This is a genomic window from Shewanella sp. N2AIL, assembly GCF_022690845.1.
GTDB classification, from domain to species: domain Bacteria; phylum Pseudomonadota; class Gammaproteobacteria; order Enterobacterales; family Shewanellaceae; genus Shewanella; species Shewanella baltica.
In genome coordinates, this window is the sequence record NZ_JALBYT010000048.1 from 1 (window position 1) to 24,887 (window position 24,887).

Below are 24,887 nucleotides of genomic sequence, written 5' to 3' on the forward strand. Positions count from 1 at the left end.
CTTTTCGTCTCCTCTTACTTGTGGTGAATAAGAAGTCTCTTTTAGCATGGGCGTAATTCAGGCTATAGCCTCAAGGAACAATCACCACCGCCAGAGGCGGTGGTTTTGGGATGACAATAAAAAAGCGCCAAACGAGTTGGCGCTTTTCATTTTTCATCATGAATTAAATCAAAGTCATGGCCATCTTGCGGCGTAAATAGGCGATTTGCTGCATGTGTGGCAAATCCTTAGGACAGTTGTCTTGGCAGCCGAGTAAAGTCATACAACCAAACACCCCATCCTGATTGCCAATTACATGATAAAAATCTTCGGCACTGCGCGCATCACGGCTATCCATCTCGAAACGGGCAATTTTCATCATACCTACGGCACCGACAAAGGTTTCACGCATTTGTTTGGTCGCACAAGCTGAAACACACACGCCGCACTCAACGCAGCGCTCTAGCTCATACAGTCGCGCAGCTTCGTCTGGATCCATTGGATCTTCGAGGCGATGCACGCTGATGTCATTGGCCTTAGGGTGTAACCACAGCTTTAAGCGTTCGGCCAATTCCCGCATAAACTTACCGGTATTGACTGATAGGTCGCCAATCAACTCAAAGCCTGGCAGCGGCATTAGAGTGATTTCGCCCTTAGGGTATTTGGCGGTTAAGGTACGACACGCTAACGTCGGGAAACCGTTAATCACCATAGCGCAACTGCCACAAATGCCCGCACGACAAACAAAGTCGAACTGCATCGAGGTATCTTGTTCTTCCCTGAGTTTATTGAGGGCGATAAAGACCGTCATACCCGGCGTTTCAGTGAGCTGATATCGCACCATTTTCGGCTTATCGTTTGGCTCCTGCGGATCATAACGAAAGATATTAAAGGTTAACTGACGACCTTGGCTCATTATGATTTTTCTCCTAACGCATTGGCGGACGGGCTTTTTAAAGTATCACTTAAACGTTCATTATTAGGTTGTAAGCTTTCGGGTAATTCAAAGGGCATAAGCGCCCGCTGGCGTTGATAACGGTCCGCATCATCACCTAACTCAGCTAAAATATTGGCAATCTCCTGTTCACGTTTTTCGGTATTGGGATGCACTATGGCGTTGTTAATACCATAGCCACGATAACCCGGAGGGAGTTCCATCTTCATTACATCGAGCGCTTCGTAATTAAGCACAGGTTCGAGCGCATCGGGATCGGGCCAACTGGCTAAGGTACGATTTAGCCAATCGCGATCATTGCGCTGTGGATAATCTTCTCGAGCATGGGCACCACGACTTTCGGTTCGTGCCACTGCGCCGCAGGCCACAGTCAGCGCTACTTTTAGCATACGCTTGACCCGGAGGGCTTCGACCAGCTCAGGATTGGCGTGACGTTTCTTACACTTGAGCCCAAGTTTACGCGAACGTTCGAGCAGCACTTTAAGTTCAGCGACGGCTTTATCAAGCTCAGGGCCATTACGGAAAATCCCCACATAGTCCATCATGATGCGCTGCATTTCGCGTTTGAGTGCAAAGGCGCTCTCGTGGCCATCACCTTCGATCAGCAGATCAATTTCACTCTGTACCTGCTGCATAAAGCGTTCAGCAAGCTGAGTGTCTATCTCTAGGCTATTGTTCTCACAAAAATCGGCGACATATTTACCAATAATCATGCCGCCAACCACGGTTTCGGCCAACGAATTACCGCCTAAACGGTTAAAACCATGCATGTCCCAACACGCCGCTTCGCCGACGCTAAACAAGCCTTTGAGCTGCGGGCTTTCACCCGTGGCATTGGTTCGAATGCCGCCCATGGAATAATGCTGCGTTGGCCGTACTGGGATCCAATCCTTAGCGGGATCGATACCGAGGAAGTTCTCACAAATTTCCTGCACTTCCCTTAGGTTAGTTTCGATGTGCTTGCGACCCAGAAGGGTAATATCCAGCCACAAATGCGGTCCATAGGGGCTATCAACGCCCTTCCCTTTCCGTATGTGTTCTGTCATGCGGCGCGATACCACATCCCGCGATGCCAACTCTTTTTTATCGGGCTCATAGTCTGGCATAAAGCGGTAACCGTCTTTATCGCGCAATAAGCCACCATCACCACGGCAGCCTTCCGTGGTTAAAATGCCCACGGGCACGATAGCAGTCGGATGGAATTGTACCGCTTCCATATTGCCAAGCCTTGCCACGCCCGTTTCCAACGCGAGTGCTTGACCAATGCCTTCGCAGATGATCGCATTGGTCGACACTTCATAAATGCGGCCATATCCGCCAGTGGCGATGGTGGTGGACTTAGCCACATAGGCCCTGAGTTCACCGGTTATCAAACAGCGGGCGATCACCCCATGGCAGCGTTTACCATCATGAATCAGTGCCAACGCTTCAATACGTTCATGGACGGGAATATCCATAGAAATCGCTTTGTTATCCATAGCGTATAACAGCGAATGGCCCGTACCATCGGCCGTGTAGCAAGTGCGCCATTTTTTTGTGCCGCCAAAGTCACGGGCGTTAATCAGTCCATGGGCTTCCTGCGCCTCATGCAGCGTCACTTTTTGCGCGTTCACAATCACGTCTCTTGGGCCTGCACTCACCCTCGACCAAGGCACGCCCCACGTCGCCAATTCACGCACAGCTTTAGGCGCACAGTGAGCAAACATCCGCGCCACATCTTGATCGCAGCCCCAGTCAGAACCTTTTACCGTATCTTGAAAATGCACGTCTTCATCATCGCCCATGCCTTTTACGGCATTGCCTAAGCTCGCCTGCATACCGCCTTGGGCGGCAGCTGAGTGAGAGCGTTTCGCAGGAATGAGTGACAAGACTAAGGTATCGAGCCCCCGCTCTTTGGAGGCGATGGCGACCCTTAAGCCAGCGAGTCCGGCGCCTACCACTAATGAATCGGTATAAATCAGTTTCACGCCTGCTCCTTAATCGGGTCTGTTGTGCTTGTGCCGTTTGCTGTGTTCGACATTCTATTCATTAATAAGCTTAGCCATTGATTTACTTATTCATTAATTTCTGGAGGAGTTAACTCGCATGGGGTAAAAACGCCAGCAGCGAAGCTATGCCTACGGTGACAAATAGCACGCTCACTATAGTTTTGATCTTACGTAATCGGTTGCGACTATTGAGATTCCTCGCAGCGCCCCATTTCAAGGCCACACGGTAAATACCAATCGCCGCATGTAACTCCACCGTGAGCAGCAACGGCAGGTAAACCATCCACACACCTTGGTTCCAAATACGGTCGGCGCTCCCTTGGGGGCCAATGGTTTCGGGGGCTGAGCCAATAAGCCACAGATGCACAGGCAACAGCAGTAAAATCACCACACCGGTAATGGCTTGCCAGCGCCACAGACGCGTATCACTGTGGTTGATCACCTGCATTTGTTGCCGCAGTGCCCTTTGCTGGCGCAAACTCATAGGTAACTTTTGCAGCGCAACTAATACATGTACTAACGCAAGAGCAGCAATACCCATCGCAATAGCCGTCACCACCCAGGGATAACCGTGGCCATCGTCAGAAAGAAAACTCAACTCCATAGTGCGCGCCACCCAATTCATGGCATCGCTACCCAGTAAAATCGATGACACTAAGACTAAGTGGGTCCACAGAAAGACCGCGAGGATGACGCCAGACAAGCTCTGGCTTAAATCCAGCCAAGCACTCCATTTTTTAATAGTTAGTTTGATCGCCATCCTCACGCCTCACGCCGTTGACCGTATCGAGCCAATCTCATTAAGTCTTACTGCAAATTAATATCGCTCACATATCCACATGAAAACGTGAGCCAGATCAATTGAGCGCTGAATAATTAACCTAATGCTTAAATAATAGCAGTGAAACAAAATCCTGCTGCCAGCTCAAAGCCTACTCAGGCACAAAGGGCTGCACAGGAATACCCAGCTCACTACCGATAAACAGATAGGACACTAGGCTCGCAGTCCCCAGACATAGCAGATAGATAATCAACACCTTAGCGACTTTTCGTAGACCTGAACGTTTAGTGGTTATGCCCCACTTTACCGCGACGCGATACAGGCCAATCATGGCGTGCACGACTACGGCAGGGAGTAACAGCGCGTATAACAACCAAGCATTGTCGTGATATACCCGCTCGGCCGATAAATGCGGACCAATTTCGGGATTCAAAATCATAGTGAAGAGGTGAACAGGAACGAGGAAAAATAAGATAAAGCCGCTGATCAGTTGCCAAAACCACGCATGGGTGTCCTTGTGGTTGATGCTGCCCATGTGCGAGCGCAGGGCGCGCCACTGCCCGAGCTGCGCGGGAAAACGCCGCAGTGCTACCGCCGCATGCACTATCACCACCAATAGCATAAACACTGAAAACACTTTAGTGACTATGGGGAAACCGTGTCCTGTGCTGCTGAACATGCCACCTTCAAGCAACTGCACTACACGATAAAAAGCCTCTTTTCCCAGCAGAATGCTCGACTCAAAATGCATATGCAGCAATAAAAAGCTGCCGAGCATAATTCCAGTCGCGCTCTGCAGCCTATCAGCCTTAGCCGACCAAGGATGACCTAGCGGCGTACTCACCCTATTGTGAAATCGAGTTATGCTTGTCATCTTAGATTCACCTATGTCGTTTGTCGTTGGCACCTCTTGGCAAACTACACCATAGCAGCAACGTAGATCCGGCCTCAGTGTCACAGATTTAAAGCGTGAGCCAACTCACCTGACTGAGCGCAACTCTTAGAAGAAGATCACAAAAAACATACTGAACCAAACAAAGGTAAAACCAATTAACCAATATATTTCAGAGTGTTATGTTAAATATTAAAACTGACAATTCGTTTTTTAATACCAATCAATGCGCGTTCGCTAACACCTTGTCTACGCAGACAAAAACGCTATGCCACGATAGTCAGTCGCAGAACCTTAAGCCATGGTTTACAATAGCGCGATATTTTGAACCCTTAGCTTTTGCACACTCAGCCACAGGATGCCCCCATGCCTTGGATCCAACTCCGTATAAACACCAATAGCGATGACGCTGAAACCATCAGCGACTTGCTCATGGAAGAAGGCTCAGTCTCTATCACCTTCGAAGACGGTAAAGACACCCCTATTTTTGAACCTAAACTGGGCGAAACCCCACTGTGGCGCGATACCGTTGTCGTTGCCTTATTCGATGCAGAAACCGATCTGACACCGACCATCGCCATGTTGAAAACCTTGCCTTTCCTCGGCGAGAACTTCAGCCATAAGGTCGAACAAATTGAAGATAAAGACTGGGTGCGCGAATGGATGGATAACTTCCACCCAATCCAATTCGGCACACGTCTGTGGATCTGCCCAAGCTGGCGCGAGATCCCCGATCCAACCGCAGTCAATGTGATCCTCGATCCAGGTCTTGCCTTCGGCACAGGTACTCACCCTACGACTGCACTGTGTTTAGAGTGGCTAGACAGCTTAGATTTAAGCAATGAAGAAGTGATCGACTTTGGCTGTGGCTCTGGCATCTTAGCCGTAGCAGCACTGAAACTGGGCGCGAAAAACGTCACAGGTATAGATATCGACTATCAAGCCATCGACGCCTCACGTGCCAACGCCGAGCGCAATGATGTCGCCGACAAGCTAGCCTTGTACTTACCTGAAGACCAACCCGCCGATCTCAAAGCCGACGTACTGGTCGCCAATATTCTTGCCGGCCCACTGCGTGAACTAGCGCCTTTGATCGCAGAACGCGTAAAAACCGGTGGCAAACTTGCCCTTTCCGGTCTCCTCAAAGAACAAGCCCAAGAAATCTCTGACTTTTATAGCCAATGGTTCGATATGGACGCAGCGGCTCACAAAGAAGATTGGAGCCGCTTGACAGGCAAGCGTAAATAGCGCTAAAGGGTGGCGCAACATGCGCCACCGCTGGCTTCTAACTATTCAGCCTCTGACTTCTCATCGATTAAAAGTCAAGAAAAAAAATTACATCTAGGTCATTTATTGACCTTTTCACGGCCAACAAAAAGGGCTACTATAGCGCCCCTTTGAAGAGCTAAGGTGAAACATAAAATGCAGATTGGACCCTATCAACTGAACAATCAGCTGATCGTGGCACCAATGGCAGGTGTCACCGATCAAGCTTTCCGTAATCTTTGTCTTCGTTATGGCGCAGCCCTAGCGGTTTCCGAGATGCTTTCATCCAATCCTGAAGTTTGGGATACAGATAAAAGCCGCCAGCGCATGACGCATTCTGGCGAGGAAGGCATCCGCTCAGTGCAAATTGCAGGAGCCGATCCTGATTTAATGGCGCAAGCCGCGTTGTTCAATGTTGAACAAGGCGCTCACATCATTGATATCAATATGGGTTGCCCCGCGAAAAAAGTGAATAAAAAGCTGGCTGGCTCAGCGCTGATGCAAAACCCGCCGCTGGTAAAAGAGATTTTACAAGCCGTGGTCGCCGCAGTGAATGTGCCCGTCACGTTAAAGATTCGCACCGGCTGGGAGCCAGAACACAAGAATGGTGTTCAAATCGCCCAGATTGCCCAAGATTGTGGCATCGCCTCGCTCGCCGTTCACGGTCGCACGAGACAATGTATGTACAGAGGCGACGCTGAGTACGACACGATCAAAGCAATCAAACAGAATGTCTCGATTCCTGTCGTCGCTAATGGGGATATCGACAGTCCGGAGAAAGCCCGCTTTGTGCTGGAATACACCGGTGCCGATGCCTTGATGATAGGACGGGGTGCTCAAGGACGGCCTTGGATTTTCAGAGAAATCCAGCACTACTTGGAAACGGGTAATAAGCTAGCGCCCATTGAGGTTGCCGAACAGCGTCAAGTGATGCTGGAACACCTCACCAAACTGTATGATTTGTATGGTGAATACAAGGGTATCCGCTTCGCCAGAAAACATATGGGATGGTACCTAGACCAAGAAGCTCAGCGCCAATTTAGGGCTGACTTTAATCGGCTGGAAACCGCTGCAGAACAGTATTCCCTCGTGGAATGTTATTTTGATGAATTAGTACAGAATTAATAAAGAGCAGAATAGAATGTTTGATCAGACAACTAACACAGAAGTTCACCAGCTTACCGTTGGCAAAATCGAAACCGCAAACGGCACTATCAAGCCCCAGTTATTACGTGACGCAGTAAAGCGTGCCGTAACTAACTTCTTCGCACAGTTGGACGGTCAGGAAGCACAAGAAGTTTATGAAATGGTGCTAAGCGAAGTTGAAGCGCCTCTGCTTGACATCATCATGCAACACACTCGTGGCAACCAAACCCGCGCAGCAAACATGCTAGGTATCAACCGTGGTACTCTGCGTAAAAAATTGAAAAAATACGGCATGAATTAATCCGCAAGGATTAAGTGATTGTTAGGAAAGGGGTTAACCTGTAAGGGTTAGCCCCTTTTCACATTATATGTACCCCCATATGTACCCCGAGAGAATTCCTAGTCGAGCTTTTATCAATGAAAACGCCTATACCTATCTCAATACGAATTAAAACATCAGGCCATCCAAAATGGCCTAAATGGTTTTCAATTAAGAACTATGATTGCCTTGCAGATCTCACAGCTAAGCAATTTCTTAATGAGCTAGAGTTCAGATTAACCCTGTATAACTCACCGACTTTACCTAATGGTAGAAAGTTGACTGACAGTAAACGGTGGCAAATGATCGAGAAGGGCTATGTCATCATCAATTCGAATCCGATTACGCCGTCAGAGTTTCCAACAGTCATAACATTGAACCATATTGATCTTCTGACGATTACGGAAACGATTAAACTTCGCACTGGTGAGGATTACTTAAACTTAGAGCCGCAAGTAATGATGCCCCTATTGGGACAAGCACAAGAATTAGCGGTAATAGGGGTAGACTTAAACCAATCCAATGAAACGATATTAGCGGATTTGGGATACTTACTTATTCAACTTCGTGAAAATCTGAAAAACCAAGCCCTAAGAGCTGAGGCTAATCACCAAGCTATTGAGAAAGGCCTTCGAATCCGCGAACTCGAACATCCGGCTGTTCAACAGATAGAAGAGACAAGTCTTACACCTAAAAAACGCCCCCAAAATGCTAATCACACAGATGTGAAAACCTTCAAAAAGCTATTTACCTATAAGTTAATTCCTTATCTGGATCTTATGCTGTACTGCCATAATCATATCCCTCTTCATCAAGAAAACTGGCAAGAGCTATCTTTCTGCCCAACGGCACTTAAGGCATTACTATTTGGAAAAGAACTTGAGAGTGAGCAATTCAAAAAGACCTACGCACCGTTTTATCACAAAATTATCAGTAACGAATCTCATCTAACGCAACTGCTTGCCAATATCAGGAAAAATACTTGGGCGTTAGGCACTAAGATACGGGATATTTAAGAGATTAAATTAGGGGTAAAATCAAATTTTATTTTTCATTTTTACCCCGAAATCACAATTGCAAACAGGCAAGATGCTCCTAGGTCAAACAGAGACAATCTTTAGGAGCATTCATGTCTATTTTTAGTATCAATCAATCAGCTATTCAAGACCGTATCGTGCGTGAATCTGAGCGTAAACTCATCACCTCAATCAGCCGTTCGCAAGCTTTTCAATTAGAAAGACTTAACCGTTTCCCTAAACGAATCAAATTGGGAAACCGCTCCGTCGGTTGGCGTCTATCAGAGCTTATGCAATGGGTTCACTCAGGAGGTGGGCTATCCGAGCAATTAGCTCAGGGAGCAGGATATGAAGGCTAATGCAAGAGCCCAATACGCTCAATTGCTCCAGCAACGACCGATGGAGCGAATAATCAGAATCACAGAAATGAGCCAATTACTCGGCATCGATAGAACAACCCTATACCGACGAGTAAAAAGAAAGGCCTTCATTCAACCCATAAAAAGCCACTGTCGAACCATCGGCTGGTCAGAATCGAGTTACATTAACTGGCTAAACAGCACTAAGTAACATCTATCAAAGGCGGCATTTGCCGCCTTATTTTGGCCTGTAAACGCAACAAATTGCGACAAAGTTCAATCGAGTGCGATTAAATGCTGACAAATGCAAACTCAAAACAACGTTTAACCAGCAAAAAAAAGCAATCAGAACACCAGCAATACTATGGCAGGTCTGGCTTTACGCCAGATTACAACCCGAATCACGAGCAGGTTATTAATAATATTTCCGCTCGTCGCTTTACCTTAGAAGGTTTTCTATACCAAGAGACTTTATTTCAAGTGATGAGCTTTGAACACGGCATCAACTCCTGCATTATGAACGCTGTGATTAATCAACTACTAGCAGCACTGAGTCACTATTCTAAAATCCTGCTTGTCAGATTCGATCTCCGCGTCTATACCGAAACACCCAATAACAGCTTAATCAGCAAATACCGAAAAACCTTATTGAGATACCTCGATAAAAAGTACCAATCTAAAGCGTGGTTGTTTTGGGTGCGAGAACAAACACCAAGAAGTGATAAAGCCCATTATCACTGCTTCATTCTGCTCGATGGACATAAAGCGAAGTCTGGCTGGGGTGCATTTCAACAAGTGCAAAAAGCCTGCTATATGCATCCAGATACTTCAGCATGGCTACCCAAATCCGCGAGCTACAAAGTTGAACGCAAAGGACTTAAAGGTTTAGATTCTGCAATTCACCGGATCAGCTACCTTGCCAAGAATTACAGTAAAGAACTCACCCCAAATAAAGTAAAACGCTTTCAAACGAGTTCAAGCCGAGCATGAGAATGTCAACAAATTTAAAACAATTAGGCTTGAGCTGAAGTGGATCTCACGCTGAAGAGTGGATCAGCCATGAGTGGATCACAATAACATCACCTTAAAACCAGACACTTATTAAAATGCATATAAAACAAAATCATACACTGGTAAAGAGTGAGAAAAACTCAACCAAAACCTGCATAAAATCCAAAACAATGACACGGTTAACATTTTAACAACAAAACATGTTGACAGTTTGTAAAATCAAATTCATAGAGTAAAAGTAGAAGCAATCAAGCGCCAACGGCACGACTTTGCCGCACAGCGCATATTTCCCCATCATAGCGTTGTACCCTTTCCCCCTTATCAGTACACTTTGGCGCATCAATGCACAGGGGACTTTTATCAGCATCACTTAACCCACAGTGCTAACCAAATTCATTAGAGAAAATCAGTGTCAAATCAAATCACTCTCCAGCAATTAGAGTCGTTCCTCTGGGAAACGGCGGATATTCTACGCGGCAATATGGATGCGTCGGAGTTCAAAGATTACATCTTCGGCATGATGTTCCTTAAGCGCCTATCGGATTCATTTGATGAAGCCCGAGAAAAGGTGATCGAGTATTATCTTGCCAAAGGTAAAACCCAAGCACAGGCCGAAGCCTTAGCCAGTGATGAAGATGAATACGACAGCACCTTCTATATTCCTGAAGTTGCCCGCTGGTCAGCGCTTAAAGACTTAAAGCACAACATAGGTGAGGCGCTCAATACCGCCGCTGAAGCCATTGAAGAGCACAACTCAAACCTTGAGGGCGTGTTAGTCACTATCGACTTCAACATTAAAAACAAGCTCTCCGATAATAAGCTGCGCGACCTACTCAGCCACTTCAGCAAATACCGTCTGCGCAATAGCGATTTCGAACGCCCAGACTTACTCGGTACAGCTTACGAATATTTAATTAAAATGTTTGCCGACAGCGCAGGTAAAAAAGGCGGTGAGTTCTATACCCCAAGCGAAGTGGTGCAATTGCTGGTGGCACTGCTTAAGCCCCATGCAGGAATGCGAATTTACGACCCCACCGCAGGCTCGGGCGGTATGCTGATCCAAATGCGTAATTACCTTGCCACCCATAATGAGAATGCCGCTAACTTATCGTTATACGGTCAAGAGATGAACCTCAATACATGGGCAATCTGTAAGATGAACATGTTTTTGCACGGGGTACAAAGTGCCGACATTCGCAAGGGCGATACCCTGCGCGAGCCTAAGCATACTCAAGAAGGCAGTCTAATGACGTTTGATCGCGTGATTGCCAATCCGCCGTTTTCGTTATCGAAATGGGGCAAAGAGGACTGCGATAACGATAAATATGGCCGCTTCCCCTATGGCACACCACCAAAAGACTCTGGCGACCTCGCCTTTGTGCAGCACATGCTCGCCAGCACGAATGATGATGGCATGGTCGGCGTAGTCATGCCCCATGGCGTGCTGTTCCGAGGCTCAAGCGAAAAAGACATTCGTAAAGGCATACTCGAAGACGACTTATTAGAAGCGGTGATCGGCCTACCCTCAGGCCTATTCTATGGCACAGGTATCCCCGCCAGTTTGCTGATTATCAACAAACAAAAGCCGAGCGAGCGCCAAGGCAAGGTGCTGTTTATTAATGCCGAACTCGAATATCAAGAAGGTAAAAACCAAAATAGTTTACGTCTGCAAGATATCAATAAAATCGTCGCAACCTTCGACAGCTTTAGCGAAATCAAGCGCTACTCAGCCGTAGTCAAACTAAAAGATATCCGCGATAACGACTACAACCTCAATATCCGCCGCTATGCCGATACCTCGCCACCCGCAGAGATTTTTGATGTACGCGCCATTCTCCACGGCGGTATTCCACTTCGTGAAGTGCAAGACGATTACATTCAAGAAGAAATTCTTAAAGGCTTTGATGTGAGCTGCGTATTTGAGCCTAAGGTCGAAGAAGAGCCGTCAGCGGATCAACAGTACTATCAATTCAGAGCGGAAATCGAAACCAAAGAGCAGATCCGTGAGTATGTTAGCCATGCCGATACAGCGGTTGCAGCCAGCATCATCACGCAACTTGAACGCTGGTGGGATAAATACCATATCTCACTCCACCAGCTCGATGTCGAAGTTGCAGCAGCGGAACAAGTGATGCAAGGCTACCTAATGGAGCTCGGATATGAGTAACCTAAGTGACGTAATGAGTAATAAGGTTTGTTTGCCTGAGAAAATACCCGTAGATTGGATATGGGTGGAATTAACTCAAGTGTGTAGACCTAAACAGTGGAAGACTATTTCGTCCTCTGAAATGACTATGAGTGGCTATCCAGTTTTTGGCGCAAATGGTTATGTAGGATTTTATACAGAATATAATCATGTTGATGAAACGATAGCCATAACATGCCGAGGTAATACATGCGGCACGATCAATAGAATTCCAGCTAAGACATACATAACTGGTAATTCTATGGCGCTCGATGACGTAGAAGATAAAATAATTACACAAGATTATTTATATCACTCTTTAACCCATCGGAGTGTTAGTGATGCTATCTCAGGAAGCGCTCAACCACAAATTACTGGTAATAGTCTAAAACAAGTTAAGTTCCCACTAGCCCCTCTCCCAGAACAGCAAAAGATTGCTGCGATTTTGACTTCTGTGGATAACGTCATTGAAAAAACACAGGCACAAATCGACAAGCTCAAAGATTTAAAAAGCGGCATGATGCAAGAGCTACTCACCAAGGGGGTTGGCATCAAGCAAGGTGATAAATATGAGCCCCACACCGAATTTAAAGACTCCCCCGTTGGCAGAATCCCAAAGAGCTGGGAAGTACAACCAATCGCAGATCTTTGCTCCCATGTTGTAGACTGTGTGAACAAAACAGCTCCTGTAGTCGATTTTAAAACACCGTATAAGATGATCCGTACAACTAACGTCCGTCACGGGCGAGTTGATACAGAAAATGTTCGCTGTGTATCGAAAGAAACATATGAAAATTGGACTCGTCGTATTAAACCTGAAAATGGTGATTTAATTTTTACCCGAGAAGCACCTGTTGGTGAATGCGGCATTCTTGAAGACTCTAGAGGTATTTTTCTGGGGCAACGCACCATGATGTATCGAGCAAATGAAAAAAAGACCTCGTCTGGATTCTTAATGTACTCTTTAATGAGTGAATATGGGAGAAAGCAGCTTGAGAATTTTAGTGGGGGAAGTACTGTTCCACATATGCGCGTACCTGATTGCGGAAAAATACTAATAAAGACGCCGCCACTTAATGAACAAAATAAAATTCTAGGATCATTAAATAGTGTCGACTTTTCAATTTTACAGAAAGAAAAAAAACTCGCTAAATTACTAAATCTCAAAAAAGCCCTTATGCAGGATCTATTGACGGGTAAAGTACGAGTTAAGGTCGATAACGATTTAATTAGCTAATCCCTAGGGACGGCAAAGCATTGACCGCTACAGCAAAGATACACAGCATAAGCGCTGTACAGCCCCTTGAGTTAAGAGGATAAACAGTGGATCACCAACTATCACAACATGATATTTTTATCAGTCAAGATGGTCAGCTACAGCTTACTGTGGCTGTCGATACCGAGACAGTTTGGTTAACCCAAGCGGAAATTTGTGTATTGTTCGACCGTGAGCGTTCGGTGATCACTAAGCATATCAACAACGTCTTTAAAGAGGGTGAACTCGAGCGGGATTCAGTATGTGCAATATTTGCACGTACTGCTGATGATGGTAAAACCTACCAAACTCAATACTTTAACCTTGATGTGATTATTTCTGTTGGCTATCGGGTAAAGTCCAAACGCGGCGTGCAGTTCCGCCAGTGGGCAACCAATACCTTAAAGCAGCATTTACTCCAAGGTTACACCCTAAACCAGCAACGCCTTGTACAACGTGGTATTGAGTTTAATCAAGCATTAGCGCTCCTTTCAAAGACCTTAACCAACCAAGCCTTGATCAATCCAGACGGCCAAGCGGTTGTGAACGTGATTGCCGATTACGCCCGCTCTTGGTCGCTGCTACAAGGGTATGATGAGCAAAGCCTGACGGAAATCAACCATAAACAGCAACACATGCAACCTTTGGCGCTTGATGAGGTATTAACTGCGATTGCAGCCTTAAAAACGAATCTGATAGCAAAAGGTGAAGCGACAGACTTGTTTGCTCAACTACGGGGCAATGGCTTAGCGTCCAGCATTGCGACCATTGAACAAGGGTTTGGTGACGAATGGTTTTACCCGAATGTGGCTAGCCGCGCCGCCCATCTATTGTATTTCATCATCAAAAATCATCCCTTTGCCGATGGTAATAAGCGCACAGGTTCATTTCTCTTTTTGTGGTACTTACAGCAAAATCAGCATCTATTAGCTAAACCCGTGAGCGACCAAATTAATGACACGACCTTAGTGGCTTTAGCTTTGCTGGTGGCCGAAAGTTTGCCAGACCAAAAAGAACTGATGATCCGCTTGATTGAACACTTTATTTTATTGAAAGAGTAAGCCTATCTAGTTCATATTTATCCCTATCACAGGTGACGGTATCATCAAGTAACCTTGCTCATTCACCTTGGGCATAAACCGCTCGTATAACCCGTAATAAGCTAAAGGAAGAGTATGTTTAAGCCAAACAAGGATGGTAAGTATGTGCTTAAATCCATAAAGTTTGAGAGTGTGTTTCTACCTGCGCCAAGTACCGTTACAGAGTTACTTCAGCTACCCAATAACTTTATAAAAGTAATCCCATTCATTGAAAAACAAAGCGGCATACTTTTAAACATTGGCAGAAGCTCACGTTCAAATTTGGCTACTGAAGGCATAGCAAAACCCAGCATTAACAAGCTCACTTCTTGGGTTCAAAAATTACCGATACCATATCAAAAACTTCAATCATTCTCGTTGCTTTTAAAAACAATCAAAGCCAGTAAAGTAAGCTCAAATGCTTGTGTTTGGTGGCCTTTGGTGAATGGTTTTAAACAATCAACCTATGATACAGAACTGAATACCTTGCTTGATTTTCTACAGTTACGGGCAGATGCCGATTACCGTATGATGAAAGCAATAAAGCAACAGATTAAACAAGGGAAAATAGACAAGGACGATAGCAATGCCATTTGGCAAGCCCAGCAAACTACATGGCAACACCAAAGCTTAGTTTCGGTTGAAACACTCAATATTTATAGCGAATTCGCAGCCTCACCCGACAACCCCAAGTATCAACAAGATGAAAATGCGACATTACTCATAGGAGCAGTTTATAACCTGATATTTGACTTTTATCTTAGTGCAATTGCCCACTTTGAAATAGGCATTGCTCTATATGAAAACAGGCACTATGAAAATATTAAACCTGATGATTACAAAGGAATTTTTTCAACAACTTTAGATATTTACTCGCATAACAGCTATGCCTATACCTGTTTCAGTGCCATGCTGGAGGCAATAAAACAGCGGTTAGCTGATCATGGCACGGTTTTAGGCTGGCGCGAAATCGCCACCTTTATTTATATAGAAGATTCGGGAGAAAGTGATGAACTGCTCAACGACCGACAATACAATCGGCTCAAAGATTGGCGAAAAGGCATCAACATGCCATCAAATGAAAAGATGAGACTTTTTATTGAAGCTTTAGTAAAAAAGCTAGGCGACTATAACCCTGAGCCAATCATTGACTATTTTCGTATTGCTAGAGCTGTAGATGATTTTTTAGCATTACAACCAGATAAACGAGTTATTCCGATAATAAAGAGTGTGCTTGCTCACTACCCGACATACTTTAAACACTATCATTCAGCACTTATCAAAAAATAAAAGGCCATTTCATCACCATGGCCTTTTACCTATTACCGCTGGAGACACCATCTTTTGGTTGAACGCTGTAACGCCGTTAACTTTAGTGGTGATTTAGCGCCAACAACTTGTTCCTTTCATTCATCATCAAGTTGTTCTTGCCAATCGTCTGGACGCTCATCTTCACCGCGACTCTGCCAGTAAGCGTCATTGTTGGGATTAAGCTGGTTGCTATGATTATCGTCATCATGTTGAGACATAATTACTTACCTCCCTGTTTACCATTACCAGAATTCTTTGCCGCCGCACTCTGCGCTTTTGCAGCAAAACTGCCCTTAGCTACAGTACCCCCGTTTTGATTTGCAGTTGAGCTTTGAATACGCGCGGCTGCTTGCGGGGTCATTGGTGTTTTATTGCTCATCTTATTTCTCCAATTTAGGGTTACGTTAGCAGGAGCCCCTACCAACGAGAGAGATTGTGCCTGAGCTTTTTGGGCTTGCAGTGGGGGGGAAATCGTCCAAATTGGTATATTTTTGAATTAGCCCCGTATTCCATTGATATTGTTAGCTGCTATTCGTGCCATGCCTCTGTAATATAAGAGCCTGTTAGATTGCATAAAAATCAATCGTATAAAAATCAGATACAAAAGATGTCGTTAATCATCTGGTAAAGGGATGGATATGGATCAGGATGAGCTACATAAGGTCGAGTTACCCGCTATTGCCCAATTATCGCTATTAGGTTGGCAGTACGTGGCGGGAGCTAAACTCACGCCTGAATACCATGAAAGACCCTATCTACGGGATGTCGTGCTAGTGGGACGGCTCGAAGCCGCCATTAAAAGAATTAACCCTTGGATTAACGATGAAAACCTGCGCAAGGTTTGCCGTGATATCACCCATCCAAACTTTGTCGGCTTGATGGAATACAATCAGGCCATCTATCAAACCTTAGTGAATTACCTTTCAGTTGAGCAAGACGTTGGTAAAGGGCGTAAAGGCCAAACCGTTAAATTGATTGATTTTGATAACCTTGAGGCCAATGAGTTTATCTGTACTTCACAGTTTAAAGTGGAAGGCGTAAACCAAAATATCATCCCTGATATTGTTTGCTTTATTAACGGCTTGCCACTCGCGGTCATCGAATGCAAATCACCCTACATTTCAGCGCCGATGAGCGAAGGGATAAACCAACTACGCAGATATGCAAACCTGCGCAATAGCGTCGATGATGAAGGCGCACAGCGGCTTTTTTGGTACAACCAACTGATGGTATCGACCTGCCGCGATCAAGCCAAAGTGGGCACAATTAGTTCCAATGCATCCCACTATGCCGATTGGAAAGATGCCTATCCCTTTACCGATGACACGTTAAGCGAACAGAATTTATCTCAGGCTTTTAGCCGTAGCAGCCTCAACGATATGCAGGTTAACGATAACCCTGCACTGTACACCGCCACCAGCTCACACTATGAAGCAATCACAGCGGTGACCGCACAGCAAAGGCTTATTGCAGGCATGTTTAGCCCTGCTAGCTTCCTCGATATCCTGCAAAACTTCATTTTATTTGAGCCAGTTGAAGGCAAGCTTATCAAGAAGGTCGCACGTTACCAGCAATATAGAGCGGTAAATAAAGTCATTGAGCGCCTTAAAACAGGTCAAGACCGCAAAGATAAGTCGGGCGTGGTATGGCATACCCAAGGCAGTGGCAAATCGCTGACCATGGTCATGCTTGCCGTTAAAATGCGCCGTGATCCTGTGCTTAAGCAATACAAACTCGTGTTTATTACTGACCGTACTCAGTTGGATGAGCAGTTATCTAGCACCTTCCGCGCTGCCCAAGGTGAAACCATTTATAACGCTGGCTCAGTGACAGAATTAAAAGCACTACTGAAAAAAGACAGTTCTGATCTTGTGACTGCTATGGTGCAAAAATTCTTAGAGCTCGAGAAGGAACTGAGTACCGACAATGAAAACGGTGGTTTTGCTAACTTAAACCCGAGTGACAAAATCATCGTACTTGCCGATGAAGCCCATAGAACTCAGTTTGGTGGCCTTGCCATGACCATCAACGCTGCCCTACCTAACGCTCCTAAAATTGGGTTTACAGGTACACCACTACTGAAAACCCAGAAAATGGATAAAGCTTTTGGGGGCTATATTGATGAATACAAGATCAATCAAGCGGTGGATGATGGCGCAACCGTTCGTATTTTGTATGAAGGCCGCCAAGTAAAGACCGAAGTTGCAGGAGAGTCATTAGACAAACTGTTTGAGGCTTATTTTGGCAGCTATAGCAAAGAAGAACAGCGAGAGATTAAACAGAAATATGGGGTTGAGCGCGCCGTTCGCGAAGCGCCTGCCCGCATTCGCTGGGTTTGCATGGACTTACTTGAACACTACCGCAAGCACATACAACCCGACGGTTTTAAAGCCATGATAGTGGTGGGTAGTCGCCATGCGGCCACTGTGTTTAAAAAGACCTTAGATGAGTTAGGTGCGCCACCTAGTGAAGTGATTATCTCGGGTGATCACAACGATGAAGCCTATATTGCTGTTCATACCGACAAGACAAAGCAAAAGAAGATAATCCAAGATTTTACTAAGCCGTTATCGGAAAACCCAGTTGCATTTTTAATCGTGAAAGACATGCTACTGACGGGGTTTGACGCGCCGATAGCACAAGTGATGTATATCGATCGTAAGCTGCAAGACCATACGCTGATGCAGGCTATCGCTCGAGTAAACCGCACCTATGCAAAAAAAGAATGCGGCTTTGTAGTCGACTACTTTGGTCTATCGAACTATCTTATCGAAGCCATGGAAATGTTCAGCAGTGATGATGTCGACGGCACTTATCAAAGCCTCAAAGATGAAATCCCCAAGCTAAAAGCAACACATACCCTCGCCATTTCATTTTTTAGACATATCAAGAATAAAGACGTTGATAGCTATGTGCTTGCACTAAAAGATGAAGCCATTCGAGCACAGTTTGATATGGCATTTAAGCGATTTGCAAAGCAAATGAACATCATTCTGCCCGATGTAGCCGCAGCGCCATTTTTAGCGGATATGAAACTGCTAGGTAAAGTCCATAATGCTGCACGAAACCAGTACCGAGATGCAGGTTTGGATATGAAGGACATTGGCGCTAAAGTGCGTAAGCTGGTGGACGAGCATATTTTAAGTACAGGCGTTGATCCCAAAATACCGCCTATTGACCTACTGGCAGCAAATTTTAAAGAAAGTATTCGACCAGAAAAATCGACTGAATCTAAAGCCTCAGAAATTGAAAGCGCGATTAAGCACCATATTACCGTCAAGCTTGAGGAAGACCCAGAGTATTACAAATCTCTCAGCCTAAGACTCAGAGACATTATCGAGAAGACCGCAGGGCAATGGGAACAGCAATTAGAACTGTTATTGTCTATGGTCGACACGATTGAGATTGACCGTCGTAGAGCCGCAAAAGATGCAGGGCTTTCCGAAACTGAGTATGCCTTCTACAACATACTTACCGCTGAAGTGACCAAAACAAGCGACATTGAAGTCATAGACGAGCACCAGTTAATTGAGATAAAGACGATCACTCAAAACCTTGTTGCCATGTTTGATGAAGCGACTCAAATAGTCGACTTTTTCAACAAGGGAGATGAGATAAAACGGTTGAAAAAAGAGATAAAACGCGCCGTTATTGATGCATCATTTAGCAACGTAGAATTGATCTCCAACCTGCAAGATAGATTTATGGAATTGGCAAAACACAAGTTTAATAAGCAATGACCACCAGCATGAAACAAGCCGAATTCATTCAAGCTAAAGGGTATCAAGCACGCATTACCCGAACCACGAGAGCCAAAACTGCCTCCATTAAAGTTGAAGAAGGCATGGTTAGCGTGGTCGTGCCCAAGGCATTACCAATAGAACGAATCGAGCGAATATTACAAGAAAAACACCAATGGATTATCGATAAGATTGCCCTACACAAGGTACTCACTACCTCATCTGAAAAGCAGTTTGTCTCTGGTGAGGCAATTCCATACCTTGGCCGTAATTACCGCTTAAAGGTACATGCAGGCAGTTTTGAGCCAGTAAAGCTGGTGCAAGGACGATTAGTCGTTACTGTTCCCGAAGGTTCCGCCCGTTCAAACTTAGTGAGAGAAGCACTCATAGGCTGGTATAAACGCAGTGCATTGCTCAAGCTCAAGGAAAAGGTGCGCCGTTATGCAAAAGTAATGGGAGTCGCGCCTAAATCAGTCAATATCAAAACCTTTAAAAGCCGTTGGGGTAGCTGCAATCCTAAAGGTGATTTAGATTTTAACTGGATTATTGTTATGGCTCCTAACCGCATCGTCGACTATGTGGTTGTCCATGAATTGTGCCATCTAAAGCAACTAGACCACTCCCCACTATTTTGGAAAGAAGTAGAGCGGATAATGCCTGATTACGTAGAATGCAAAGAGTGGCTGAGGGAGAACTCCCAGTTGTTGGTTGTATGAGCGGAATACCTAACACAGTTATTCTTCTGGGTTCATCACCTTATTCTATACGACCAATGTTAGCCATATAGCTAACCTTTGCTTTTTACACTATGATGTTAGCCATATAGCTAACTTTTGCTGGTGGATATATGTCAGATAGACAAGAGATTGGTGACGCAGTAAGTGAGAGTAGAAAGTCGCTAGGTTATACACAGCAGCGTTTAGCTGAACTCACTGGTATCAATAAAACGACTATTTCTGAGATTGAAAATGGCCACTTCACTGGCTCGTTCGATATCTTTGAACGCTTGCTTGATGCCGTTGGTTTGCAGTTTGACGTGATACCAAAGCAACACAAACTGCCAGATTGGGATGAAATTGATAGTTTGTTTTCGGAGGATAAATAATGACCTCTGAATCGAGCTTACCCACTAAAATCACCAACATCACGGTTTGTTCCGACAATACAGAGCTAGGTGTTTTAACCCATGGCTCAGTGCATCATTATCAGCCTACGCAAGATAAGCGTTACGTATCACTTACCATGACCCAAAAAGGTATGGATGGTTATGCTTCTGGCGCATTGCATCCAATATTTGCGCAAAACCTACCTGAAGGCTTTAACCGCCGTTTCATCGCAGAGAAACTAGCGCGATATGCAAAAGTAAACGACATGTATTTACTTGCACTGCAAGGCGAACATAGCGTTGGCATGCTTTCTTATCAAAGTGAGCTAGCCTTGCCTGAGACTGAGTCCGTTTCGCTTAGTGATATCTTGTCATACAACAGCGCAGAACCACTGTTTCCTCAATTATTAGAAAAGTATTACCTCAGAAACTCACTCGCAGGTGTACAGCCGAAGGTTAGCATCCCGAGTGCTGGCACGATTAAAACCAGTCGAACCATTGAGCAAAAAGATTTAATTGTTAAATCATTCGACGCCGAGTTTCCGCTGCTGACTGTTAATGAATTTGTTTGTATGGAAGCTGCGCGCCATTGCGGACTTGAGCCACCTAGAACCTACCTATCAGAAAGTTTAGAGACATTTGTGATAGAGCGCTTTGATAGGGCTGATGATGGCACAAAGCTAGGTTATGAGGATTTCACCACCTTACTGAAGAAGTCCAATGACCCAGACGCTAAATACAGTAGTAGCTATGAAACTCTGCTTAAGGCGACACACTTGTATACCAACAGCCAAGCGGAAGTTGAGAAAATATATCAGTACATTGTATTTAACTGCTTAATTGGTAATGGTGATGCGCATTTGAAGAACTTTGCGCTGCAATACACCTCTGACATGTCCCATATTTTTGTATCGCCACCGTTTGATGTCACCCACACTCTTATTTATGACGCTATCGATAACAAAATGGCGCTCAAACTGTCGAATAGTAAGGCTTTTCCTGATGAGTCACATTTGCTGAAATTGGCTGAAGGTGAACGGTTTAGGATCAGAAAGGCAAAAGAAATTATTGAGTCCATCTGCGATGGCATTATGGACTACCTAAAATACTCTAATGAAGTTCAGCTCTTTGGAGGATTACGTGAGTCAATTGAACGCTCAGTATCGAGTGTTCTCACACCAACTTACTCAACTAAAAATTACCGCCATGATAGGAAAAAGAAGTTTGAATAAAACCGTTAATTCAAACCTCAGCTGATACCTACACTATAAAAACAAGGAGCTAGATAGCCGAAAGTCTGCACCAGAATAATCTATTGTCGATCCTATCGATCCACAATCAGTGGCAGCGCCACCAGACAATAAACAACATATCAATGCCGGACAAAAGCATACAACTAACTTAAGGATCTGAAAATGCTATTTATCGTAAATGGTATGGTGGATTTCTTTGATATAAGAACCACCGATTTTGAATCAATATATGAAGCTGTTACTTATGAGATTTCCCCAGTAAGCATGAAGGCGGCAGTAAAATCACTTCTGGTCGGTAAACATGACGGCCTTGGTGGCGCAATAATGGATGACAGCGGCTCTCCATTTGCTATATATCAAGCGCTTATAGCTAGTGGCTACGAAGTTGTTACGTTTGATGATGAGTTTCTGGAGCAACTGCAAGTTCATAACGAATCAATGGACATTATTGATGATGAGCCTGAAGGCGTTGAAGATGGTCGACACCCACTTGACATTACGATGTATTAAAACTGAATCATTCAAGAAATATTTGCCAGAACAAGTAAAGCGACCCAACACTCATTTGAGCCGCTTTCGTTCTGTTATTTTAAACGTTTACATAGATTTCAATTTTTGCCGAAGTTCCTGAAAACTAGCCCCCCAGTAATAACGTTGATTACCACACATAGGACAAGAACAAGTACATGGCGTTTTTAAACATATACCTAAAAACTGTGCAGAGCCTTTAGGGCTACCACCCCAATAGGTAACCCGAGATTTTTTGAGTCGCGCTTTGTGATGGCGACGAATTGCACGTTTTGAAATTTTCACTTTTATACTCCCGAACAGGACTTACTATTCGGGTGGCCACTCCTTCGAATGACCACCACAGCCTGAGCCGAGATTTATCTGAAAATGCCATACTTTACGTCCGTAAATATAATTTTATGCAAGAGGGCTTCCTGCGTATCAATCTGCTACAACATCTTGTTATTTATATAGATATAGCAATTCCCGCAACCACAGCACACATCACTTGTACTTTTCTGGAATTATAACGAGAAGAGGGTCTTCTACATCGTCATCATCAAAAAAACTTGTCTCTGAATTAGCATCTTCATAATCAACACCTCGTTTCAATATAAAATCATCGCCCACTGATTCCGTATTTACGAAAAAAGATGTCCAATCTTTACTAGTCGCCTGTGCAAGCTCATATGCATGTTCTGTATGCTCGGCAAAACCTTTCAAAGGATCGTCGCTTCCTTTCAATAGTGTTCTATTCACAACCAAACTCCAAATATGATTGACCACTCAAAATAACAGGTGCTAAAAACAAAGGCTTTAATTATTTCACTCATAAAACAGTTTATAAATTTCACTATTATTATAAAAACTATCGCTTATAACTATCTGTCCCTTTAGCAATCCTAGCGGCCGTGGTTGCATCGTTTTCTCATATTGAACCAATTTAGCAACTGGCTCACCAGCCTGAGTGATAATGACTTCTTCACCGTTAGCAGCAAGACCCACCAGCTTAGATAAGCTTGCTTTTGCCTTATTAATGCTGACTTGCATAGGTTACATCCACTGCCCGAACAAAATGTGTTCAAATTTTATGCTATTCGCTTCAATATAGAAACGTTATCCGGCTTATCCGTCAGAAGATCTAAACGCTCTACCCACATATCTAATGCCGCTTTCTTTTCTGGAAGGTATTGGCTGCGGTTGTAAATTGCCATAACTCCACCAAGTGCGTGACCTAAAAGCTGTTCAACCACATATGGCGCAACACCCAAGTCATTCAGTTTAGTCGCAAAGCTTCGACGTAAATCATGCAATGTCCAAGATTCTTGATGCTTTAACCAACTACATATTTTCCGACCGGAACCACTTACGGTTTCAGCACTTTTTAGCTCACCTAAAAGATAGCCAGTTTGACCATGACGCCTATATAAAAACTCGATCAAGGGCTTAATTCGCTCAGGTATTGGGCGAGTAATGAGAGTATTAGTCTTACTGTGGCTTTTAGGCACAGTCCAAATTCCTCGATCTAAATCCCACTCGTCAAACTGAGATAATCGTAACTCTTGAGTACGCGCACCGAAAACTATCAATAATTTACATAATTGACGCATGTAGAAAGAAACCTTACGCCCCTCAAGCAAAGTAAGCAGATCAGTCAACTCAATATCTGACAGCACTCTATCCTTTTTATTTTGCTTTTTGCCTACGTCCGTACCGATAAGATCGTCAAGTGCATGAGTGATTGCATAACGCCGCACACGACAAAACCTCAGAGCCTGCTTAGCACTTTGTAATACGTAACCCGCAGCAACAGGTGCAGGTCTTTGTTTGAGACTAGGTACGCCTCGTCTTATACGGTCAAAGCACTCTATCCAATGACGAGTTTCAGTGTCCACAAGCGAATAATTCCCTATATAGGGATAAATATGTTTTGCAAACTGCGCTCTATTCTTATCAACATTGACTCTATTTTCTTCAGCATATTCTTTAAGCCAATACTCTAGGGCTTGCTCAACAGTGACGGGTAGTAACGACTCTTGCCTTGTCATACTTCGCTTTAGCTTTGGATCATGCCCTTGGGCTAACCATGTACGACACTCTTCCATTGCATCTCTGGCTTGCCTGAGAGATAAGTCTGGATAGTCGCCTAAATCTATTCGTTTATTTTGTCCATTGATCTTATAGCGAAACTGAAATCTTAATTTACCAAGTACTGAAACACGAACTCCCAATCCTTTACCGTCTGTTAGGGTAAAAGCTTCAGTCTGCGGCTTCCCGTTATATGAACGTAAAGTGGTCTCATAAATCATAAGTTTTGAGCTCTTTTATGGTGAGATTTGGGCTCTATTCCATGACCCCCATATGTACCCCCATATGTACCCCCATATGTACCCCCATTTAACCATAGCAACCAAAACAAGCCAATACCTACAAGAACAAGAAAACTCACTAACCATTGATAAACAAAGGAATAAATCGACAAACCAATAAGTATAAAAACAACCAAAAACACCGCTTTCGATTGTACGGCATGAACTAATCCGCAAGGATTAAGCTGTTGTATTGAGAAAAGAAAAGGCCTGAGGAGATTCAGGCTTTTTTGCTTTCTGATGTCCCGTCCTGAAATACGTTGACATAAAGAGGACTTCTTTATGACAACATCAATTAACTCAAGCCGTAAGCGCACACAACGAGATTACACCTTAGCCTTTAAATTAGGCGTTGTAGAGCGTGTTGA

At 44.5% G+C, this 24,887-nt stretch carries 25 protein-coding genes; 16 read left to right on the forward strand and 9 right to left on the reverse strand.

All coding sequences use genetic code 11. The features are described 5' to 3' along the window. Positions 1-163: 163 nt before the first annotated feature. From MO387_RS19735 to MO387_RS19750, 4 genes are all read right to left on the reverse strand, one after another. Positions 164-895, reverse strand: coding sequence for a fumarate reductase iron-sulfur subunit (locus MO387_RS19735; RefSeq protein WP_006083365.1), 732 nt, complete (start codon positions 893-895; stop codon positions 164-166). Continuing rightward, entirely contained in the window at positions 895-2,901 is a 2,007-nt protein-coding gene (locus tag MO387_RS19740; protein ID WP_107946373.1) for a fumarate reductase flavoprotein subunit, read from the reverse strand. The genes MO387_RS19735 and MO387_RS19740 overlap by 1 nt, the downstream gene beginning before the upstream one ends. A gap of 109 nt (positions 2,902-3,010) precedes the next feature. Further along, entirely contained in the window at positions 3,011-3,682 is a 672-nt protein-coding gene (locus tag MO387_RS19745; protein ID WP_107946372.1) for a fumarate reductase cytochrome b subunit, read from the reverse strand. 172 nt (positions 3,683-3,854) lie between these two features. Further along, complete coding sequence (locus tag MO387_RS19750; RefSeq protein ID WP_107946371.1) at positions 3,855-4,577, reverse strand: fumarate reductase cytochrome b subunit; 723 nt, start codon at positions 4,575-4,577, stop codon at positions 3,855-3,857. 384 nt (positions 4,578-4,961) lie between these two features. Here MO387_RS19750 and prmA point away from each other — a divergent pair, with 384 nt between their 5' ends. The 10 genes from prmA (at position 4,962) to MO387_RS19800 (ending at position 15,521) form a co-directional block, all read left to right on the forward strand. Further along, positions 4,962-5,843, forward strand: a complete 882-nt coding sequence (prmA, locus tag MO387_RS19755; protein ID WP_063884687.1) for a 50S ribosomal protein L11 methyltransferase — start codon at positions 4,962-4,964, stop codon at positions 5,841-5,843. A 174-nt stretch (positions 5,844-6,017) separates the two neighbouring features. Further along, on the forward strand, positions 6,018-6,986 hold the full coding sequence (gene dusB, locus MO387_RS19760) for a tRNA dihydrouridine synthase DusB (protein ID WP_006083370.1): 969 nt from the start codon (positions 6,018-6,020) through the stop codon (positions 6,984-6,986). A 16-nt stretch (positions 6,987-7,002) separates the two neighbouring features. Then, the gene (gene fis, locus MO387_RS19765) at positions 7,003-7,308 is read left to right on the forward strand and encodes a DNA-binding transcriptional regulator Fis (protein ID WP_006083371.1); all 306 of its coding nucleotides are present in this window, start codon (positions 7,003-7,005) and stop codon (positions 7,306-7,308) included. A gap of 116 nt (positions 7,309-7,424) precedes the next feature. After that, positions 7,425-8,342: a DUF6387 family protein gene (locus tag MO387_RS19770; protein WP_199908780.1), complete on the forward strand. Its 918-nt coding sequence runs from the start codon at positions 7,425-7,427 to the stop codon at positions 8,340-8,342. Positions 8,343-8,455: 113 nt separating this feature from the next. Next, positions 8,456-8,701 carry an AlpA family transcriptional regulator gene (locus tag MO387_RS19775; RefSeq protein ID WP_107946370.1) on the forward strand — a complete coding sequence of 82 codons (246 nt, stop codon included), beginning with the start codon at positions 8,456-8,458 and terminating at the stop codon, positions 8,699-8,701. Positions 8,702-8,995: 294 nt separating this feature from the next. Continuing rightward, complete coding sequence (locus tag MO387_RS19780; protein WP_107946368.1) at positions 8,996-9,691, forward strand: inovirus-type Gp2 protein; 696 nt, start codon at positions 8,996-8,998, stop codon at positions 9,689-9,691. 430 nt (positions 9,692-10,121) lie between these two features. Beyond that, positions 10,122-11,879, forward strand: a complete 1,758-nt coding sequence (locus tag MO387_RS19785; RefSeq protein WP_107946367.1) for a type I restriction-modification system subunit M — start codon at positions 10,122-10,124, stop codon at positions 11,877-11,879. Next, on the forward strand, positions 11,872-13,134 hold the full coding sequence (locus MO387_RS19790) for a restriction endonuclease subunit S (RefSeq protein ID WP_107946366.1): 1,263 nt from the start codon (positions 11,872-11,874) through the stop codon (positions 13,132-13,134). Before MO387_RS19785 ends, MO387_RS19790 begins: the two co-directional genes overlap by 8 nt. Before the next feature lie 86 nt (positions 13,135-13,220). Beyond that, positions 13,221-14,213, forward strand: coding sequence for a virulence protein RhuM/Fic/DOC family protein (locus MO387_RS19795; RefSeq protein WP_107946365.1), 993 nt, complete (start codon positions 13,221-13,223; stop codon positions 14,211-14,213). Positions 14,214-14,327: 114 nt separating this feature from the next. After that, positions 14,328-15,521 carry a hypothetical protein gene (locus MO387_RS19800; RefSeq protein ID WP_107946364.1) on the forward strand — a complete coding sequence of 398 codons (1,194 nt, stop codon included), beginning with the start codon at positions 14,328-14,330 and terminating at the stop codon, positions 15,519-15,521. 116 nt (positions 15,522-15,637) lie between these two features. Here MO387_RS19800 and MO387_RS21220 read toward each other — a convergent pair whose 3' ends face one another. Together MO387_RS21220 and MO387_RS19805 are read right to left on the reverse strand one after the other, a co-directional pair. Beyond that, complete coding sequence (locus MO387_RS21220) at positions 15,638-15,760, reverse strand: hypothetical protein (RefSeq protein ID WP_256613011.1); 123 nt, start codon at positions 15,758-15,760, stop codon at positions 15,638-15,640. 2 nt (positions 15,761-15,762) lie between these two features. Then, complete coding sequence (locus MO387_RS19805; protein WP_107946363.1) at positions 15,763-15,921, reverse strand: hypothetical protein; 159 nt, start codon at positions 15,919-15,921, stop codon at positions 15,763-15,765. 259 nt (positions 15,922-16,180) lie between these two features. Here MO387_RS19805 and MO387_RS19810 point away from each other — a divergent pair, with 259 nt between their 5' ends. The 5 genes from MO387_RS19810 to MO387_RS19830 all read left to right on the forward strand — a co-directional run bounded on the left by MO387_RS19810 (position 16,181) and on the right by MO387_RS19830 (position 22,150). After that, positions 16,181-19,282 carry an HsdR family type I site-specific deoxyribonuclease gene (locus MO387_RS19810; RefSeq protein ID WP_242326475.1) on the forward strand — a complete coding sequence of 1,034 codons (3,102 nt, stop codon included), beginning with the start codon at positions 16,181-16,183 and terminating at the stop codon, positions 19,280-19,282. A gap of 8 nt (positions 19,283-19,290) precedes the next feature. Beyond that, entirely contained in the window at positions 19,291-19,998 is a 708-nt protein-coding gene (locus MO387_RS19815) for a SprT family zinc-dependent metalloprotease (protein WP_199908779.1), read from the forward strand. Positions 19,999-20,129: 131 nt separating this feature from the next. Then, a complete protein-coding gene (locus MO387_RS19820) occupies positions 20,130-20,387 on the forward strand; it encodes a helix-turn-helix domain-containing protein (protein WP_107946360.1) in 258 nt (85 codons plus the stop codon). Beyond that, positions 20,387-21,619 (forward strand): type II toxin-antitoxin system HipA family toxin, encoded by a 1,233-nt coding sequence (locus MO387_RS19825; protein ID WP_107946359.1) that lies wholly within the window; start codon positions 20,387-20,389, stop codon positions 21,617-21,619. Before MO387_RS19820 ends, MO387_RS19825 begins: the two co-directional genes overlap by 1 nt. A gap of 183 nt (positions 21,620-21,802) precedes the next feature. Continuing rightward, entirely contained in the window at positions 21,803-22,150 is a 348-nt protein-coding gene (locus MO387_RS19830; protein WP_107946358.1) for a hypothetical protein, read from the forward strand. Positions 22,151-22,654: 504 nt separating this feature from the next. Here MO387_RS19830 and MO387_RS19835 read toward each other — a convergent pair. The 3 genes from MO387_RS19835 to MO387_RS19845 form a co-directional block, all read right to left on the reverse strand. Next, positions 22,655-22,909 carry a hypothetical protein gene (locus tag MO387_RS19835; protein ID WP_107946356.1) on the reverse strand — a complete coding sequence of 85 codons (255 nt, stop codon included), beginning with the start codon at positions 22,907-22,909 and terminating at the stop codon, positions 22,655-22,657. A gap of 66 nt (positions 22,910-22,975) precedes the next feature. Beyond that, positions 22,976-23,200, reverse strand: coding sequence for a type II toxin-antitoxin system prevent-host-death family antitoxin (locus MO387_RS19840; protein ID WP_107946355.1), 225 nt, complete (start codon positions 23,198-23,200; stop codon positions 22,976-22,978). Between the two features lie 38 nt (positions 23,201-23,238). Next, positions 23,239-24,459, reverse strand: coding sequence for a site-specific integrase (locus MO387_RS19845; protein WP_107946354.1), 1,221 nt, complete (start codon positions 24,457-24,459; stop codon positions 23,239-23,241). 342 nt (positions 24,460-24,801) lie between these two features. Between MO387_RS19845 and MO387_RS19850 the strand changes: the two genes are divergently transcribed. Next, on the forward strand, positions 24,802-24,887 hold an 86-nt coding region (locus tag MO387_RS19850), incomplete at its 3' end, for a valyl-tRNA synthetase (protein ID WP_242325992.1).